This window comes from Pseudomonas sp. DF11 (assembly GCF_058148565.1).
In genome coordinates, this window is sequence record NZ_JBYVYN010000005.1 from 330,153 (window position 1) to 348,249 (window position 18,097).

At 62.2% G+C, this 18,097-nt stretch carries 11 protein-coding genes; 5 read left to right on the forward strand and 6 right to left on the reverse strand.

Annotation, left to right across the window (positions count from 1 at the left end):
• Window positions 1–91: 91 nt before the first annotated feature.
• Window positions 92–2,476: a sensor domain-containing diguanylate cyclase gene (locus tag AC30D9_RS17560; RefSeq protein ID WP_307571394.1), complete on the forward strand. Its 2,385-nt coding sequence runs from the start codon at window positions 92–94 to the stop codon at window positions 2,474–2,476.
• Between the two features lie 153 nt (window positions 2,477–2,629).
• Here the strand turns inward: AC30D9_RS17560 and dacB are convergent, their stop codons facing one another.
• Entirely contained in the window at window positions 2,630–4,096 is a 1,467-nt protein-coding gene (dacB, locus tag AC30D9_RS17565) for a D-alanyl-D-alanine carboxypeptidase/D-alanyl-D-alanine endopeptidase (protein WP_490144472.1), read from the reverse strand.
• A 231-nt stretch (window positions 4,097–4,327) separates the two neighbouring features.
• Between dacB and AC30D9_RS17570 the strand changes: the two genes are divergently transcribed.
• The gene (locus AC30D9_RS17570) at window positions 4,328–4,672 is read left to right on the forward strand and encodes a YggL family protein (protein WP_134923465.1); all 345 of its coding nucleotides are present in this window, start codon (window positions 4,328–4,330) and stop codon (window positions 4,670–4,672) included.
• A gap of 161 nt (window positions 4,673–4,833) precedes the next feature.
• Here the strand turns inward: AC30D9_RS17570 and AC30D9_RS17575 are convergent, their stop codons facing one another.
• Window positions 4,834–6,024: a benzoate/H(+) symporter BenE family transporter gene (locus AC30D9_RS17575; protein WP_490144473.1), complete on the reverse strand. Its 1,191-nt coding sequence runs from the start codon at window positions 6,022–6,024 to the stop codon at window positions 4,834–4,836.
• A gap of 243 nt (window positions 6,025–6,267) precedes the next feature.
• On the opposite strand from AC30D9_RS17575, the gene AC30D9_RS17580 reads away from it, so the two are divergent.
• Complete coding sequence (locus AC30D9_RS17580; protein ID WP_003183531.1) at window positions 6,268–7,032, forward strand: GntR family transcriptional regulator; 765 nt, start codon at window positions 6,268–6,270, stop codon at window positions 7,030–7,032.
• Window positions 7,033–7,163: 131 nt separating this feature from the next.
• Here AC30D9_RS17580 and guaD read toward each other — a convergent pair whose 3' ends face one another.
• The 4 genes from guaD to xdhA form a co-directional block, all read right to left on the reverse strand.
• Window positions 7,164–8,468: a guanine deaminase gene (gene guaD, locus AC30D9_RS17585; protein WP_490144474.1), complete on the reverse strand. Its 1,305-nt coding sequence runs from the start codon at window positions 8,466–8,468 to the stop codon at window positions 7,164–7,166.
• A gap of 19 nt (window positions 8,469–8,487) precedes the next feature.
• Window positions 8,488–9,330 (reverse strand): xanthine dehydrogenase accessory protein XdhC, encoded by an 843-nt coding sequence (gene xdhC / locus AC30D9_RS17590; protein ID WP_490144475.1) that lies wholly within the window; start codon window positions 9,328–9,330, stop codon window positions 8,488–8,490.
• 123 nt (window positions 9,331–9,453) lie between these two features.
• Window positions 9,454–11,853 (reverse strand): xanthine dehydrogenase molybdopterin binding subunit, encoded by a 2,400-nt coding sequence (xdhB, locus tag AC30D9_RS17595; protein WP_490144476.1) that lies wholly within the window; start codon window positions 11,851–11,853, stop codon window positions 9,454–9,456.
• Window positions 11,846–13,300: a xanthine dehydrogenase small subunit gene (xdhA, locus tag AC30D9_RS17600; protein WP_490144477.1), complete on the reverse strand. Its 1,455-nt coding sequence runs from the start codon at window positions 13,298–13,300 to the stop codon at window positions 11,846–11,848. The genes xdhB and xdhA overlap by 8 nt, the downstream gene beginning before the upstream one ends.
• Window positions 13,301–13,695: 395 nt before the next feature.
• Here xdhA and AC30D9_RS17605 point away from each other — a divergent pair, with 395 nt between their 5' ends.
• Window positions 13,696–14,355: a GntR family transcriptional regulator gene (locus AC30D9_RS17605; protein ID WP_490144478.1), complete on the forward strand. Its 660-nt coding sequence runs from the start codon at window positions 13,696–13,698 to the stop codon at window positions 14,353–14,355.
• Window position 14,356: 1 nt separating this feature from the next.
• Entirely contained in the window at window positions 14,357–17,845 is a 3,489-nt protein-coding gene (gene smc, locus AC30D9_RS17610) for a chromosome segregation protein SMC (protein WP_490144479.1), read from the forward strand.
• The last annotated feature ends 252 nt before the right edge of the window (window positions 17,846–18,097 follow it).

The following is an 18,097-nucleotide window of genomic DNA, read 5'->3' on the forward strand; positions in this document are numbered from 1 at the left end:
GTTTGGGGCTGGTCAAAGTAATGGCTAATAGCTATAACTTAGGCTGTGTCCAGGGCTGTGCCTATGCCTGGCTCCTTTCTGAGTTGTATTTATGGCATTGCATCAGGTGCGTCCCAGGATTCTGGGTTTTATCAGCGAAGATGTGTCGGCCTGGCTGGTGGCTTCGCTGGTCTTGCTGGCCGGTACTGTCCTGACCGGCTTGCTGACCTGGGCGATGATGAACCTGTTCAATCAGCAATTGCGCCAGCGCTTCGAGCTGCAGGCCGAGGAGCGTTTCAGTCGCATCGAGGAACATTTCCAGGACGAGGAGCTACTCCTCGACAGCCTGGGGCGTTTCTTTGCCAACTCCGAAGAGGTCTCCAACAGCGAATTCCATGGTTACGCCGACGCACTGTTGCGCCGTACCCGGGCCTTCGCCTGGGCACCCAGGGTGCTACGCGACGAACGGCAAGCGTTCGAACAACAGGCGCGGGCCGAAGGGGCCAGCCAATTTGCGATCCGCGAGGCGGACGGCAACGGTGGCCTGCGGCAGGCCGCCGAGCGGGACGAATACGCACCGGTGCTCTACATCCACAATCGGACTCCCTACGGGGCACCACTGGGCCTGGACCTGCTTTCCGAACCCTTGCGCCGTGCCACCCTCGAACGTGCCCGTCAGCGTGGCGGGCTGGTGGTCTCGCAACCCGTGGACCTGATGGGCGCCGACCCGGTGTTTGCCCGTGGGGTACTGCTGGTTGCGCCGGTTATCCGGAAATCGGCCAGCGAACCGTTCGGGTACGTGGTGGCGGCTATCAGCATGCGGCAACTGGTGGGTGATGGACTGCCCGCGCCCGGTCACGACAATCTGTCGATGCGTATCATGGACCTGTCTGTCGAAAACGCGGAAGAGGCGCTGTTCGAGTCCCACAACCCAACGGGTCGTAGTGATTTGTCGGCGACCCGCCTGTTGCGCCTGGCCGATCGCGACTTCCGGGTGGAGTTGCGGCCCAGCCGGGTGTTCCTGTCGACCAATCATTCGTCAGTCACCAGCATGGTGATACTCGGTGGCTTGCTCAGCCTGCTGCTCAGTGCCTTGCTCTATGTACTGGTCAGCCAGCGGCAGCGAGCCTTGGAACTGGTGGAGCAACGCACCCGTGAACTGCGCGCCCGGGAGCAGGAACTGCGCGGTACCCACGGCCAATTGCGCGGTGTGCTGGATGCCGCGACCCAGGTCGCGATCATCGCCACGGACCTGCGCGGCGTCATTACCACCTTCAATGCCGGTGCCGAACAGATGCTCGGCTACCAGAGCTGCGAGGTCCTGCAAAGCATGACCCTGGAAGGCCTGCATGTACCGCGTGAACTCCAGGCCCGCGCCGCGCAACTCGGCGCGCGCTTTGGCAAACCGATTCCCACGTGTCATGCAATGCTGCTCGAGGGCGGCGAGCAGGGCGGGCAACAGGCGCGGGAGTGGACCCTGGTGCGCCGCGATGGCAGCCACCTGACCGTGAACATGCTCGCCACTCCAATGCTCGATGACCAGGGGCTGTGGGTCGGGCACCTGGCAATCTGTATCGACATCACCGAACGCAAGCGCGTCCACGAAGCATTGGCCGCCCGAGACCTGTTGTTGAAAAAGCTCAGCGCCCACGTGCCCGGGGGGATCTACCAGTTCAAAATGGATTTCAACGGCCGTTTCAGTGTGATCTATGCCAGCGACGGCATTCGCGACATCTATGAGTTGGAGCCCGACGTACTGGTGCAGAACGCCGAGGCGATCTTCTCGCGCATCCACCCACTGGACAACACGCGTGTTCGCGCTTCGATTCGTTCTTCGGCCCACACCTTGAGCCCGTGGCGGGAAGAGTATCGGGTGCAGTTGCCCTTGCGCGGCCTGCGCTGGGTACGCGGCGAGGCCACACCCGAGGAACTGCCCGGCGGCGGGGTGTTGTGGCATGGCTACATCTCGGATATTTCCGATCTCAAGCGGGTGGAGGAAGAGCTGCGAGCCTTGTCCGTGACCGACGCCTTGACCGGTATTCGCAACCGCCGCTATTTCCAGGACCGCCTGACCTCGGAGATGGCCCGGGTCGAACGCGGTTCCGGGGGGCTGGCGGTGATCATGCTCGACATCGATCACTTCAAGCGCATCAACGACCAGCATGGCCACGCGGTGGGCGACCGGGTGCTGCAGGCGGTTTGCCAGCGCGTGGCCCAACGGTTACGTCGCACCGATGTGTTCTGCCGGCTGGGTGGCGAAGAGTTCGTAGTGCTGTGCCCGGACACCGACAGCGACAGTGCCTATTCCCTGGCGCTAGGGCTGTGGGAAGGCTTGCGGGCTGCGCCCATCGAGGATGTAGGTTTTGTCACTGCCAGCTTCGGTATCGCCACCTGGCGCGCCGGGGAGGGCGCCGATGCGTTGCTGCTGAGGGCTGACTCGGGCGTGTATGCGGCCAAGCAGGCCGGACGGGATCGGGTCGAGGTGCAGTTGGGCTAGCCCCTATCGATCTTCTGTGGGCACAAATCCGTGTACGACACAGCTTCACTGTGGGAGCGAGCCTGCTCGCGATAGCGGTGTGTCATCAACATCGATGTTTGCTGACCGACCGAATCGCGAGCAGGCTCGCTCCCACACTGGGTTTGTGCCGGGTCAGAGCACCGAAGCCGTCTGCGGCAGTTTCGGCTGGCGGTACAGGTCCAGCAGCACCTGGTCCAGTACCGATGACGCGCCCCAAGGCTTCGGATCGTTGAGAATCGCTACCACCGCCCAAGTGTTGCCATTGATATCGCGGCTGTAGCCGGCGATGGCGCGGACGGTGTTCAGGGTGCCGGTCTTGACGTGGGCTTCACCGGCCATGGCGGTGGTCTTGAGGCGTTTGCGCATGGTGCCATCGGTGCCGGCAATCGGCATCGAGCTGATGAACTCCGCCGAGTACGGGCTGCGCCAGGCGGCTTGCAGCATGGCGGCCATTTCCCGGGCACTGACCCGTTCGGCGCGAGACAGCCCGGAGCCATTCTCCATCACCAGGTGCGGCGCGGTGATGCCTTTCTTCGCCAACCACTGGCGCACCACCCGTTGCGCCGCCTTGGCGTCGTCACCGTCGGCTTCGTTGCGGAACTGCGCGCCCAGGCTCAGGAACAACTGCTGGGCCATGGTGTTGTTACTGTATTTGTTGATGTCGCGGATGATCTCCGCCAGGTCCGGGGAGAACGCCCGGGCCAGCACCTTGGCGTTGCTTGGGGTCGCGGCCAGGCGGTCCTGGCCCTGGATGCTGCCGCCCAGCTCCTTCCAGATCGCCCGCACGGCTCCGGCGGTGTAGGTAGCGTGGTCCAGCAGTGACAGGTAAGTCTGCGAGCTGCAACCGTCGCCGAGCTGGCCGCCGACGGTCACCGTCACGCTGCCGTCCGGCTGGGTCACCGGGTTGTAGCGCACGCCGCCAGCGCATTGCTTGGAGTTGACCGCCTTGACCTGGTTTTCGATGCGAATGCTGGCAATCGGTGGTTCCACCGACACCAGCACCCGGCCGCCGTCATTGCGGGCGACGAAGCGCAGGGCCTTGAGGTTGACCAGCAGCGAGTCGGGCTTGACCAGGAACGGTTTGTTCTCGTCGTTGCCGTCGTCGTTGAACTCGGGCAGTTGCGGCTGGATGAAGAAGCCGCGATCGAGCACCAGGTCGCCGGTGACTTGCTGCACGCCGTTGGCCCGCAGGTCGCGCATCAGCAGCCAGAGTTTTTCCATGTTCAGCTTGGGGTCGCCGCCGCCCTTGAGGTACAGGTTGCCGTTGAGAATCCCGCCGCTGAGGGTGCCGTCGGTGTAGAACTCGGTTTTCCACTGGTGATTGGGGCCGAGCATTTCCAGGGCCGCGTAGGTGGTCACCAGTTTCATGGTGGAAGCCGGGTTGACCGAGACGTCGGCGTTGTACAGGGTCGGGGTGCCGGGGCCGTTGAGCGGCACCATCACCAGGGACAGGGCGTTGTCCTGCAGCTTGCTGGCCTTGAGGGCCTTTTGCACGTTGGGCGACAGGGCGGTATTGATCGTGGCGGCGTGGGTGGTGACAGGGAGGGCCAGGGGAAGAAGAAGGCTGGCCAGAAGCAGTGGACGCAAAGATTTGATCATTTGAAATAAAACCCTACGGGCGAGGGGGAAAAAACGAGGACATGAAAATGAACGTCCTCAACGGTCATGAAAGTGTCGGCATTATGCCCCAAGCCGCAACGGCTTGGGCCGTGCCTGAGCCCTTCGAATGCTATTTTTTACCGACGGTAGGCCGATACGCCCGATCAGTCGGGCAATCGACGCACCAAACTGGTAAAGTGCCGGCCGTTATTACTTATGAGGATTGTTCCAATGGCGACTAACCGTTCCCAGCGTCTGCGCAAAAAACTGTGCGTGGATGAATTTCAAGAGCTGGGTTTCGAACTGAACCTGGATTTCAAAGAAGATCTGGCCGATGAGGCTATTGACGCTTTCCTCGACGCTTTCCTCAAAGAAGCCATGGAAGCCAACGGCCTGGGCTATGTCGGCGGTGACGACTACGGTCTGGTTTGCCTGCAGAAGCGTGGTTCGGTCACCCAGGAGCAACGCGCTGCCGTTGAAGCCTGGCTCAAGGCACGTCCTGAGCTGACCAGCGTGGAAGTCAGCCCGCTGATAGACGTCTGGTACCCGGAAAAGCCGATCAATCCGGTCGCTTGATGGTCAGAAACCGGCAGCCCGTTTGGGCGCCGGTTTTTTTGTGCCTGTCATTTACTGGTTGTCTGTCAGGCCGCCTTCGCGAGCAAGCCCGCTCCCACAGGAGTTATGTGGGCGACACAGGTCTGCTGTGGGAGCGGGCTTGCTCGCGAAGCTTTTAGTTGTCAGGCGCTACGCCAGTTCAGGATCAGCAAGGTCAACACCCCCGCCACAATCCCCCAGAACGCCGAGCCGATGGAAAACAGCGTCATCCCCGACGCCGTGACCATGAAAGTGATCAGCGCCGCTTCCCGTTCCTTCACTTCGCTCATGGCGATGCTCAAGCCATTGATGATCGACCCGAACAGCGCCAAGGCCGCGATGGACAGCACCAACTCCTTGGGCAGCGCGGCGAACAACGCCGCCAGCGTCGCGCCGAACACCCCGGCGATCCCGTAGAAAACCCCGCACCAGAGCGCCGCTGTGTAGCGCTTGTTGCGATCTTCGTGAGCATGCGGCCCGGTGCAGATGGCCGCGCTGATGGCCGCCAGGTTGATGCCATGGGAACCGAACGGCGCCAGCAGTAACGAAGCGATGCCGGTGCTGGTGATCAGCGGCGAGGCCGGTACGTTGTAGCCGTCGGCCCGCAACACGGCGATGCCGGGCATGTTCTGCGAGGTCATCGCCACCACGAACAGCGGAATGCCGATGCTGATGGTGGCCGCCAGGGAAAAGTGCGGCGTGGTCCAGACCGGTGTCGCGACTTCCAGGACAAAGCCGCTGAAGTCCAGCAACCCCATCAGGCCCGACAACGCCGTACCGATCAACAGTGCCGCCAGTACCGCGTAGCGGGGCGACAGGCGCTTGACGATCAGGTAGGTGAAAAACATCCCCAGTACCAGGCCGGTGCGATGTTGGGTGGCGATGAATATCTCGCTGCCGATCTTGAACAGGATCCCCGCCAGCAACGCCGCCGCCAGTGAGGCCGGAATACGCTTGACCAGGCGCTCGAAACTGCCGGTCAGGCCGCAGACCGTCACCAATACCGCACAGGTGACGTAGGCGCCGATCGCCTCGCCGTAACTCACGCCGCCAAGGCTGGTGATCAGCAGCGCCGCGCCGGGTGTCGACCAGGCGATGGTGATCGGCGTGCGATAACGCAACGACAGGCCGATGGAGCACACCGCCATGCCGATGGAAAGCGCCCAGATCCACGAGGAAATCTGTCCGCTGGTCAACCCCGCTGCCTGCCCGGCCTGGAACATCAGCACCAGGGAGCTGGTGTAGCCGGTCATCATCGCGATGAACCCGGCGACGATGGCCGAGGGCGAGGTGTCGGCCAGCGGACGAAGTGGCGTGGTCGTGACTTCGGTCATGATGCAGAGTGGTCCTTATTGTAGATTTGCCTGGCCTGGTGGAGCCACGGATTGCGGGTTTAAGCCTAAACTCAACGAAGTTATCGATTGCAATACAGCCATGCCCGCAAACAGCCGTACAGTCGTGTTGCCATCAGAGGTTGTGTACAATCGAGCTGTTTTTTACGCGATACTTGCCAGCGACCCGCTGTGCCGTATTACAGTCACGGTCAATTCGCCGCAGTTCTCCCGACTCGAGTGCCCATGAACGAACAGTTGCAACCCCTCAAGAAACAACCGCGAGCAGGTAAAGCCGGTCGCAGCGGAACCCAGGACGATATTGTCTATGCGCATATCTTCGAGGCCATCCTCGAACAACGCCTGGCGCCCGGTACAAAGTTGAGCGAAGAGGCACTGGGGGAGATTTTCGGGGTCAGCCGCACGATCATTCGCCGGGCGCTGTCACGCCTGGCCCACGAAGGCGTGGTGCTGCTGCGGCCCAATCGCGGTGCCGTGGTGGCCAGCCCAAGTGTCGAAGAGGCGCGCCAGGTGTTCATGGCCCGTCGCCTGGTGGAAAGGGCGATCACTGAGCTGGCGGTGCAGCACGCCACGGCCGAACAATTGGCTGAGTTGCGGCAGATGGTCAGCGACGAACGCGACAGCTTCTCCCGTGGCGACCGCGGCGCCGGTATCCGCCTGTCGGGCGAGTTCCACCTCAAGCTCGCCGAAGCGGCGAAGAACGCCCCGCTGATCAGTTTCCAGCGCAGCCTCGTGTCGCAGACTTCGCTGATCATCGCCCAATACGAAAGCGGCAACCGTTCCCATTGTTCCTACGACGAACACACCCAGTTGATCGACGCCATCGAGGCCCGCGACGCCACGCTGGCCGTGGACCTGATGATGCATCACATGGATCACATCGACAGCAAGCTCAACCTCGACGAGGAAAGCGCGTCGGATGACTTGCATGCGGTGTTTTCGCATTTGTTGCAAAGCAAGAAACCGGGGCGGTCGACGGCCAAGCTTTGATGGGTTGAGCCAGTTATACCGAGTCGCCTTCTATCGCGAGCAGGCTCGCTCCCACAGTGGATTTGTGTCGTTCACATTCCCCTGTGGGAGCGAGCCTGCTCGCGATTGGCGATCTGACAGGCAACAAAAATCTAGCGGTGGTGCACCAACCGGCCAGCCGCATAAGTCTGCGCCACCGTCCGATCGTCCCCCAGCGTCATCAACACAAACAACTTCTCGGCAATGTCCCGGGCCTGCTTGAGGCGATAGCCCAGCAGCGGCGTGGCGTTGTAATCCAGCACCAGAAAGTCCGCTTCGGTACCCGGCTGCAACGTGCCGATCTTGTCCTCCAGGCGCAAGGCCCGGGCGCCGCCGAGGGTGGCCAGGTACAGCGATTTGAACGGGCTCAGCCGCGCGCCCTGCAACTGCATCACCTTGTAGGCTTCGTTCAGGGTTTGCAGCAGCGAAAAACTGGTGCCGCCGCCCACGTCCGTACCCAACCCTACGTTCACCTTGTGCTTCTCGGCCATGGGCAGATTGAACAGGCCGCTGCCGAGGAAAAAGTTCGAGGTGGGGCAGAACGCGATGGCCGAACCGGTCTCGGCCAGGCGCGCACATTCTTCGTCGCACAAATGCACGCCATGGGCAAATACCGAACGCTCGCCGAGCAGTTGGTAGTGATCGTAGACGTCCAGGTAACCCTTGCGCTCGGGGAACAGTTCCTTGACCCACTGCACTTCCTGCAGGTTTTCACTGATATGAGTCTGCATGTACAGGTCTGGATATTCCCCCAGTAACTGACCGGCCAGGGCCAATTGTTCCGGTGTACTGGTAGGCGCGAAGCGCGGGGTCACGGCGTAGTGCAGGCGGCCTTTGCCGTGCCAGCGCTCGATCAGCGCCTTGCTTTCGGTGTAGCTGGATTCGGCGGTGTCGACCAGGTAGTCCGGGGCGTTGCGGTCCATCATCACTTTGCCGGCGATCATGCGCAGGTCGAGCTTCTGGGCCACTTCGAAAAACGAATTCACCGATTGCGGGTGCACGCTGCCGAACACCAGTGCGGTGGTGGTGCCGTTGCGCAGCAGTTCCTTGACGAAAATATCGGCCACCGCATCGGCGTGGGCCTGGTCGGCGAACTGGCTTTCGCAGGGGAAAGTGTAGGTATTGAGCCAGTCGAGCAATTGCTCGCCGTAGGCACCGACCATGCCGGTCTGTGGCAGGTGAATGTGGGTGTCGATGAAGCCGGGGGTGATCAGCGCATCCGGGTAATGCTTGATTTCGATGTCCGCCGCCAGGGTCGGCAGCAGGTCGTGGGCGTGGCCGATGGCGCTGATCTGGTCGTTCTCCACCACCAGCAAACCGTCTTCGAAATATTCATAAGACGCCTCGATGCCGACTTCGGCGGGGTCGGCGAGGCTGTGGAGCAGGGCGGCGCGGTAGGCTTTGCGTGTCAGGGGCATGGGAATACTCAACGATTGTTCAACGGTTCGCCTGGCTACGGCGCGAGGCCGGCAGCAGCTTGGCAATCGGTTCGGCGCGGGCGGTGTGCTGGCCGAAATCGGCGTTATAGGTGGCGATGATTTCGCCGGCGATGGAGATGGCGATTTCCACAGGCAACTTGCCCTTGACCTCGCCGATGCCCATCGGGCAGCGCATGCGTTGCAAGGTGGTGCTGTCGAAGCCGCGATCACGCAGGCGATGTTCGAACTTGACCCGCTTGGTCTTCGAACCGATCAGGCCGAAGTAGGCGAAGTCGTTGCGGTTGAGAATCGCGGCGCTCAGCTCTAGGTCGAGCTGGTGGTTGTGGGTCATGACGATGCAGTAACTGCCGGCGGGCAATTCGTCGACCTCATCCAGCGGGTCTTCAGTCACGATCTTGCGCACGCCGTGGGGCAGGTGTTCGGGAAACTCGGCTTCCCGTGAGTCGATCCAGCGCACCTTGCAGGGCAGGCTCGCCAGCAACGGCACCAAGGCACGACCGACATGGCCGGCGCCGAACACGGCGATCTGCGCCTGGACCTGGCCCATGGGTTCGAACAGCAACACGGTCACGCCGCCGCAGCACTGGCCCAGGCTGGCGCCGAGGCTGAAGCGCTCCAGATGGGTGCTTTGCTGGCCGCTGGCGAGCATGTGCCGGGCAATCTCCATGGCCTTGTATTCCAGGTGCCCGCCACCGATGGTGTCGAACGTCTGGCTGGCGCTGATGACCATCTTAGAACCGGCGTTGCGCGGGGTTGAGCCGAGCTCTTCGATGATCGTCACCAGCACACAGGGTTCGCCGCGATCTTGCAGGTCGGCGAGGGCGCTGATCCAGTTGTACATAGTTCACCTCAACATTTCTGTTGTCTGTTCGGGCCTCATCGCGAGCAGGCTCGCTCCCACATTGGCTGGTGTTCACAATTCTCTGTGGGAGCGAGCCTGCTCGCGATTGGCTGCGCCGCGGTCTTAGAGCGAAGCCAACTCGGTTTCAGCTTCCCCAACCTTCGCCACCCTCAATCCGCGCATCTGCTCACACCCCCACAACACCCGCTCCGGTGTCGCCGGGGCGTCGATTTTCGGTTGGTGCCGGTAATCCCCCAGGCTCGCCACGGCGTCCTTGATCGCGCACCACGCGGCGATGCCGAGCATGAACGGCGGTTCGCCCACGGCCTTGGAGTGGAACACCGTGTCTTCGGGGTTCTTGCGGTTTTCCACCAGCTTGACCCGCAGATCCAGCGGCATGTCGGCCACGGCGGGGATCTTGTAGCTGGCCGGACCGTTGGTCATCAGCTTGCCCTTGTCGTTCCACACCAGCTCTTCCATGGTCAGCCAACCCATGCCCTGGATGAAACCGCCCTCGACCTGGCCGATGTCGATGGCCGGGTTCAGCGAGGCGCCGACGTCGTGGAGGATGTCGGTGCGCAGCATCTTGTACTCGCCGGTGAGGGTGTCGACGATCACTTCGGCACAGGCCGCGCCAAAGGCGTAGTAATAGAACGGCCGACCACGGGCCTGGCTGCGGTCGTAGTAGATTTTCGGGGTCTTGTAGAAACCGGTGCTCGACAGCGAGACCTGGGCGAAATACGCCTGTTGCACCAGCGCCTCGAACGTCAGGATGTGATCGCGAACCCGTACATGGCCGTTGTGGAATTCCACGTCTTCTTCGCTGACCTTGTACTGCCGCGCGGCGAACTCCACCAAGCGCCGCTTGATGGTTTCGGCGGCATTCTGCGCGGCTTTGCCGTTCAGGTCGGCGCCACTGGAGGCGGCGGTGGGCGAGGTGTTCGGCACTTTGTCGGTGTTGGTCGCGGTGATCTGCACCCGGTCCATTTCCACCTGGAATACCTCGGCCACCACTTGCGCGACCTTGGTGTTCAGGCCCTGGCCCATTTCGGTACCGCCATGGTTCAGGTGGATGCTGCCGTCGGTGTAGACGTGGATCAAGGCACCTGCCTGGTTGAGGAAACTGGCGGTAAAGGAAATACCGAATTTCACCGGGGTCAGCGCCAGGCCTTTTTTCAGGATCGGGCTGCCTGCGTTGTAGCGGCGGATCGCTTCGCGGCGCTCGGCGTACTGGCTGCTCGCTTCAAGCTCGGCGGTCATTTCCTCGAGCATGTTGTGCTCGACGGTCTGGTAGTAATGGGTAACGTTGCGCTCGGTCTTGCCGTAGTAGTTGGCCTTGCGCACCGCCAGCGGATCGAGTCCCAGGTGCCGGGCGATGGCATCCATCACCTCTTCGATGGCGACCATGCCTTGCGGCCCGCCGAAACCCCGGTAAGCGGTGTTCGACGCGGTGTTGGTCTTGCAGCGGTGGCCGTTGATGGTCGCGTCGCCCAGGTAATAGGCGTTGTCGGCATGGAACATCGCCCGGTCGACGATCGACGCCGACAGGTCCGGCGAGCAACCGCAGTTGCCGGCCAGTTCCAGGGCGATGCCGTGCAGGCGCCCGGTGCTGTCGAAGCCCACGTCGTATTCGATGTAGAACGGGTGGCGCTTGCCGGTCATCAGCATGTCTTCCACACGGGGCAGGCGCATCTTGGTCGGCTGGCCGGTGAGGTGGGCGATGACTGCGCACAGGCACGCCGGGCTGGCGGCTTGGGTTTCCTTGCCGCCGAAGCCGCCGCCCATGCGGCGCATATCCACCACGACCTTGTTCATCGACACGCCCAGCACTTCGGCCACCAGTTTCTGCACTTCGGTGGGGTTCTGGGTCGAGCAGTAGACGAGCATGCCGCCATCTTCGGTGGGCATCACCGAGGAGATCTGGGTTTCCAGGTAAAAGTGTTCCTGGCCGCCGATGTGCAGCGAGCCTTGGATGCGATGCTCGGCGCTTGCCAGGGCCGCGGCCGAATCACCCCGTTGGTGGGTGTGGCTGTCGAGCACGAAGTGTCGTTTGCGCAAGGCTTCGACCACGTCCAGCACCGGTTCCAGGTCTTCGTACTCGACGATGGCCGCCATCGCGGCCTTGCGCGCGGTTTCCAGGTCCTTGGCGGCGACGGCCAGCACCGGTTGGCCGACGAACTGCACGTCATCGATGGCCAGCAGCGGATCGCCGGGCAGCAACGGGCCGATGTCCTTGAGGCCCGGAATGTCTGCGTGAGTGATGGCGATGCGCACGCCTTCGAAGGCGTAGCAGGGCGTAGTGTCGATGCGCAGGATCCGGGCGTGAGCGCGGTCCGACAGCCGGGCATAGACGTGCAACTGGTTGGGGAATTCCAGGCGGTCATCGATGTACTGCGCCTCGCCGGACACATGCTTGGCGGCGCTGTCATGCTTGACGCTGCGGCCCACGCCAGTGGCCAGGTCGCGGGCGAACAGCTCGGCCAGTTCGGCTTGGGTCTTTTCTACGGCGTGATGGTTAGACATAAGCGGTCACCCGAGTCTCGATGTGCGGCGTTTGCAGTTCGATGAAGTACTTGCGCAACAGATTGCGGGCGCTGAGCAGGCGGTATTCCTTGCTGGCGCGGAAGTCCGACAGCGGGGTGAAGTCCTCGGCCAGGGCGACACAGGCGCGCTCGACCGTGCTGTCGTTCCACTGGGCGCCGATCAAGGCGGCTTCACAATGCGTGGCGCGCTTGGGGGTCGCGGCCATCCCGCCGAAGGCCACGCGGGCGTCGCGAACCACGCCGTTGTCGATGCGCAGGTTGAACGCGGCGCACACGGCGGAAATATCATCGTCCAGGCGCTTGGACACCTTGTAGGCGCGGAACGCCTGTGCGGCACTGGCCCGGGGCACGATGATTTTTTCGATGAATTCGCTTTCCTGGCGGGCGGTGACCCGGTAATCGATGAAATAGTCTTCCAGGGCCAGGGTGCGACGGGTCTGGCCTTTGCACAACACGATCTGCGCGCCGAGGGCGATCAGCAGGGGCGGCGAGTCGCCAATCGGCGAGGCGTTGCCGATGTTGCCGCCCAGGGTGCCCTGGTTGCGGATCTGCAGCGAGGCGAAGCGCTGCAGCAGTTCGCCGAAGTCCGGGTATTCGGCTTTCAGGGCCTCGTAGCAATCGGAAAGCGGAGTGGCGGCGCCGATCTCCAAACGATCGTCGAAGCGCTCGATGCGCTTGAGTTCAGCGACGTTGCCTACGTAGATCATCACCGGCAAGGTCCGGTGGAACTGCGTGACTTCCAGGGCCAGGTCGGTACCACCGGCCAACAGCCGTGCCTGGGGGTAAGCGTCGTAGAGATCGGCCAGGTCGGCCACGGTCAGTGGCACCAGGCAGCGCTTGTCGCCGCTATTGAGCTCGCCGGTCTCGGTCGGGGCGATGGCTTTGAGACGGGCGATGGTCTCGGCCTCGCGGGCGTCGAACTGGTCCGGCTGCTTGCCGCAACAGGCCTGTTCGGCGGCGGCCAGGATCGGCCGATAGCCGGTGCAACGGCACAGGTTACCGGCCAAGGCTTCATGGGCTTTATGAGCGTCGGCTTGCTCGCTGTTCTTTTGCAGGGCGAACAGCGACATGACGAAGCCCGGGGTGCAGAAACCGCATTGCGAACCGTGGCAATCGACCATCGCTTGCTGGACGCTGTGCAGTTGGCCCTGGTGCTTGAGGTCTTCGACGCTGATCAATTGCTTGCCGTGCAGGGACGAGACGAAAGTCAGGCACGAATTAAGGCTGCGATAGCGAATGCGCACCTGGCCTTTTTCGTCCGTGTGCAATTCGCCCACCACCACAGTGCACGCGCCACAGTCGCCGCTGGCGCAGCCTTCCTTGGTGCCTGGTTTACCAACGTGTTCGCGCAAATAGTTGAGCACGGTCAGGTTCGGGTCCAGGGCGTGCTCGCTACGGAGTTCCTGGTTGAGTAAAAACTGGATCACGGAAGGCCTCGCAGACTCATTATTGTTGTACCGACTGGACCTGAATTTATCAGGTCTGACTTTTCGGTCAACGATTTTCTGACTTAAAGGTCAGGAAAATCTGTTTTGTCGATGAACAATGGGGTTCGGGTATTGGTCCTTGGGCGATGTCCTACTTCTATCAGTTAAGCGCAAATCCATGTGGGAGCGGGCTTGCTCGCGAAGACGGCGTTTGTGTCGGAAAATTTCTCGCTCACGGACTGGCTTCTTCGCGAGCAAGCCCGCTCCCACAAGGTCTGCACTACTGAAAAATTTGCTTATATCGTGCCAAAAACCCGGTGCAGGCCCTGCGCCATGACGTGTCGAGTGCGCTACACTGCGCCGCTTGTGCAGATCGAAGAGTTTGAAGGACAACCATGACGTTCAAGGCCCCGGACAGCCTCGCCGAGCAAATCGCCCATCACCTCGCCGAACGCATCATTCGCGGCGAAATGAAACCGGGAGAGCGCATCCAGGAGCAGAAGGTCACTCTGGCGCTCAACGTCAGCCGCGGCTCGGTCCGCGAGGCCTTGCTGATCCTGGAGCGACGCCATTTGATCGCGATCCTGCCGCGCCGTGGCGCCCACGTCACCGAGCTCACCGAACACAAGGTACGCAGCCTCTGCGCGTTGATGAGCGAGCTGTACATCCTGCTGGGCAACGCCGTGGCTCATGGCTGGAAAGAACAGGCCGACATGGCGCCGTTCTTGGCGATCCAGCAGCGCCTCAACGACGCCTACGCGCACCAGGACATCCGCACCTTCGTCGATGAAAGCTTCAGCGTGATGCGCGCCGCCTATCCCTTTGCCAACAACCCGTACCTGCAGGAAACCGTCGAGAACCTGCAGCCGGCCATGAGCCGTGCCTATTTCCTGGCTCTGGAGCAGCGCAAGGCGGAAATGAGCGAGTTCCTCGACCTGTTCCAGCGCCTGCTTGCCGCCGTGCTGGCCCGTGATTTGCCGCAGATCCGCATCGTGCTCACGGCCTACGCCCAGCGCAGCTGCGATCTGGTGGTTTCTGCCCTGACGGCGGCCTGACGTGCGGCTCAAGTGCATCAAGCTGGCGGGGTTCAAATCCTTCGTCGACCCGACCACGGTGAACTTCCCCAGTAACATGGCGGCGGTGGTCGGGCCCAATGGGTGCGGCAAGTCGAACATCATCGACGCCGTGCGTTGGGTGATGGGCGAGAGCTCGGCCAAGAACCTACGCGGCGAGTCGATGACCGACGTCATCTTCAACGGCTCCACCAGCCGCAAACCGGTGAGCCAGGCCAGCATCGAACTGGTGTTCGACAACTCCGACAGCACCCTGGTGGGCGAGTATGCGGCCTATGCGGAAATCTCCATTCGTCGCAAAGTGACCCGCGACAGCCAGAACAGTTATTTCCTCAACGGTACCAAGTGCCGACGTCGCGACATCACCGATATTTTCCTCGGCACCGGCCTGGGCCCGCGCAGCTACTCGATCATCGAACAGGGCATGATCTCCAAGCTGATCGAGGCCAAGCCCGAGGACCTGCGCAACTTCATCGAAGAAGCCGCCGGCATCTCCAAATACAAGGAGCGCCGCCGCGAGACTGAAAACCGTATTCGTCGCACCCACGAAAACCTCGCGCGCCTGACCGACCTGCGCGAAGAGCTCGAACGCCAGTTGGAGCGCTTGCACCGTCAGGCCGAGGCGGCCAAGAAGTATCAGGAGTACAAGGGCGAGGAGCGTCAGCTCAAGGCCCAGCTCTCGGCCCTGCGTTGGCAGGCGTTGAATGAGCAGGTCGGCCAGCGCGAGGCGATCATCGGCAACCAGGAGGTCAGCTTCGAAGCACTGGTGGCTGAGCAGCGTAACGCCGACGCCGCCATCGAGCGCCTGCGTGACGGGCACCATGACCTGTCCGAACGCTTCAATCTGGTGCAGGGGCGCTTCTATTCCGTGGGCGGCGACATCGCCCGGGTCGAGCAGAGCATCCAGCATGGCCAGCAACGGCTGCGGCAGTTGCAGGATGATTTGAAGGAAGCCGAGCGGGCGCGCCTGGAGACCGAATCGCACCTGGGCCACGACCGCACCTTGCTGCTGACCCTTGGCGAGGAACTGGACCGGCTCACACCGGAACAGGAAATCACCAGTGCCGCCGCTGAAGAGGCTGCCGCGGCCCTGGAAGAAGCTGAACTGAGCATGCACGGCTGGCAAGAGCAATGGGACAGCTTCAACCTGACCTCGGCCGAGCCGCGGCGTCAGGCTGAAGTCCAGCAGTCGCGCATCCAGCAGTTGGAAACCAGCATGGAGCGCCTGGCCGAACGTCAGCGCCGGCTGGCCGAAGAACGCGCCTTACTCGCGGCGGACCCGGAAGACGCAGCGATTCTGGATCTGAGCGAGCAACTGGCAGCCAGCGAAGCCACCCTCGAAGACTTGCAAGCCAGCGAAGATGCCCAGGTCGAGCGGCTTGAAGAACTGCGCCAGGCCTTGCAACTGGCTTTGCAGAACCAACAACAGGCCCAAGGTGAGTTGCAGCGGCTCAATGGGCGCCTGGCTTCGCTGGAGGCCTTGCAGCAAGCCGCGTTGGACCCGGGCACCGGCACCGCCGAATGGCTGCGCGACCAGCACCTGGCCGAACGTCCGCGACTGGCCGAAGGTTTGAAGGTCGACGCTGGTTGGGAGCTTGCGGTGGAAACCGTGCTGGGCGCCGACCTGCAAGCGGTACTGGTGGATGACTTTGGCGGCTTCGACCTGTCAGGTTTCACCCAGGGCGACTTGCGCCTGCTCAGTCCGGCTGGCGACGGGGTACGAATCCCCGGCAGTTTGCTGGATAAGGTCGAGGCCCAGGTCGATCTGTCGCCGTGGCTGGGGCAGGTCAAACCGGTGGACAGTCTCGAGCAGGCCTTGGCCTTGCGCGGGCAATTGGCCCCAGGCGAAAGCCTGATCAGCCGCGACGGGTACTGGGTTGGCCGGCATTTCCTGCGGGTGCGTCGGGCCAGCGAAGCCGAGAGCGGCATGCTCGCCCGCGGCCAGGAGATCCAGCGCCTGAGTGCCGAGCGCGAAGAACGCGAGGCCAGCGTCGAGGCCCTGGAAACCGAATTGCAGAACCTGCGGGCGCAACAGCGTCAACAGGAGAACGGCCGCGAACATTTGCGGCGGCTGTTGCAGGACGAAGCGCGCCAGCAAGGCGAGCTCAAGGCGCAGTTGTCGGCCGGCAAGGCCAAGGTCGAACAGTTGGCCCTGCGCCGCACCCGCCTCGAAGAAGAGATCGCCGAACTGGGCGAGCAACGGGCGCTGGAACACGAACAGATCGGTGAGGCGCGCTTGCAGTTGCAGGAAGCCCTCGATGCCATGGCCTTGGACACCGAACAACGCGAGCTACTGCTGGCTCAGCGCGACAGCCTGCGCGAACGCCTGGACCGGGTACGCCAGGAAGCGCGGCAGCACAAGGATCATGCCCATCAGTTGGCGGTGCGCCTGGGCTCGCTCAAGGCCCAGCACGACTCCACGCGCCAGGCATTGGAGCGGCTGGAAATGCAGTCCGAGCGCCTGACCGAAAAACGCGAGCAGTTGAGCCTCAATCTGGAGGAGGGTGAAGCGCCGCTGGAAGAGCTGCGCCTCAAGCTCGAAGAGTTGCTCGACAAGCGCATGAGCGTCGACGAGGAGCTCAAGACGGCACAGATCGCTCTGGAGGACGCCGATCGCGAACTGCGCGACGCCGAGAAGCGCCGCAGCCAGGCCGAGCAGCAATCGCAACTGATCCGCGGCCAGATGGAGCAGCAGCGCATGGAATGGCAGGCGCTGACGGTGCGGCGCAAAGCCTTGCAGGACCAATTGCTCGAAGACGGCTACGACCTTGATGGCGTACTCGCCACCCTGGTGGCCGGGGCGAACGAGAAGGAAGCCGAGGAGGAGCTGGAGCGCATTGCCCAGCGCATCCAGCGCCTGGGGGCGATCAACCTGGCGGCCATCGACGAATACCAGCAACAGTCCGAGCGCAAGCGCTACCTGGATGCCCAGAACGACGATCTGGTGGAAGCGCTGGAGACCCTGGAAAACGTCATTCGCAAGATCGACAAGGAAACCCGCAACCGCTTCAAGGATACCTTTGATCAGATCAACGGCGGTTTACAGGCACTTTTCCCAAAAGTTTTCGGTGGAGGCAGCGCCTACTTGGAACTGACGGGCGAAGATTTACTCGATACAGGGGTGACCATCATGGCGCGTCCTCCTGGCAAGAAGAACAGCACCATCCATTTGCTCTCCGGTGGCGAGAAGGCGCTGACCGCATTGGCCCTGGTATTTGCCATCTTCAAATTGAACCCGGCGCCGTTCTGCATGCTCGACGAAGTCGATGCACCGTTGGATGACGCTAACGTAGGCCGTTACGCACGGCTGGTGAAGGAGATGTCCGAAACGGTGCAATTCATCTACATCACCCACAACAAGATCGCCATGGAAATGGCCGATCAGCTGATGGGCGTGACGATGCATGAGCCAGGCTGTTCGCGGCTGGTGGCGGTAGATGTGGAGGAGGCCATGGCCATGGTGGATGCCTGAGGCAGGTGTTGTAGGGCATTTACCGGGAACGATGTAGGTATTTTTTACCCTTGCGCCTGTTGTTCAATTCACAGATTGGGCACGAGCCTGTGCGACAGACGGTGTAAAGTTATCTTTGGTCGTGCTAGTTTAATGTCAATTTTTCGTGTGCGTGGGCAAAACGCCATTCAGAACATAGAGTTGGCGCCACGTTTTAAAGCGGTTTGCAAATAGCTAAACCCCTTATTTTTCAGCATTTTTATAGAGGCACGG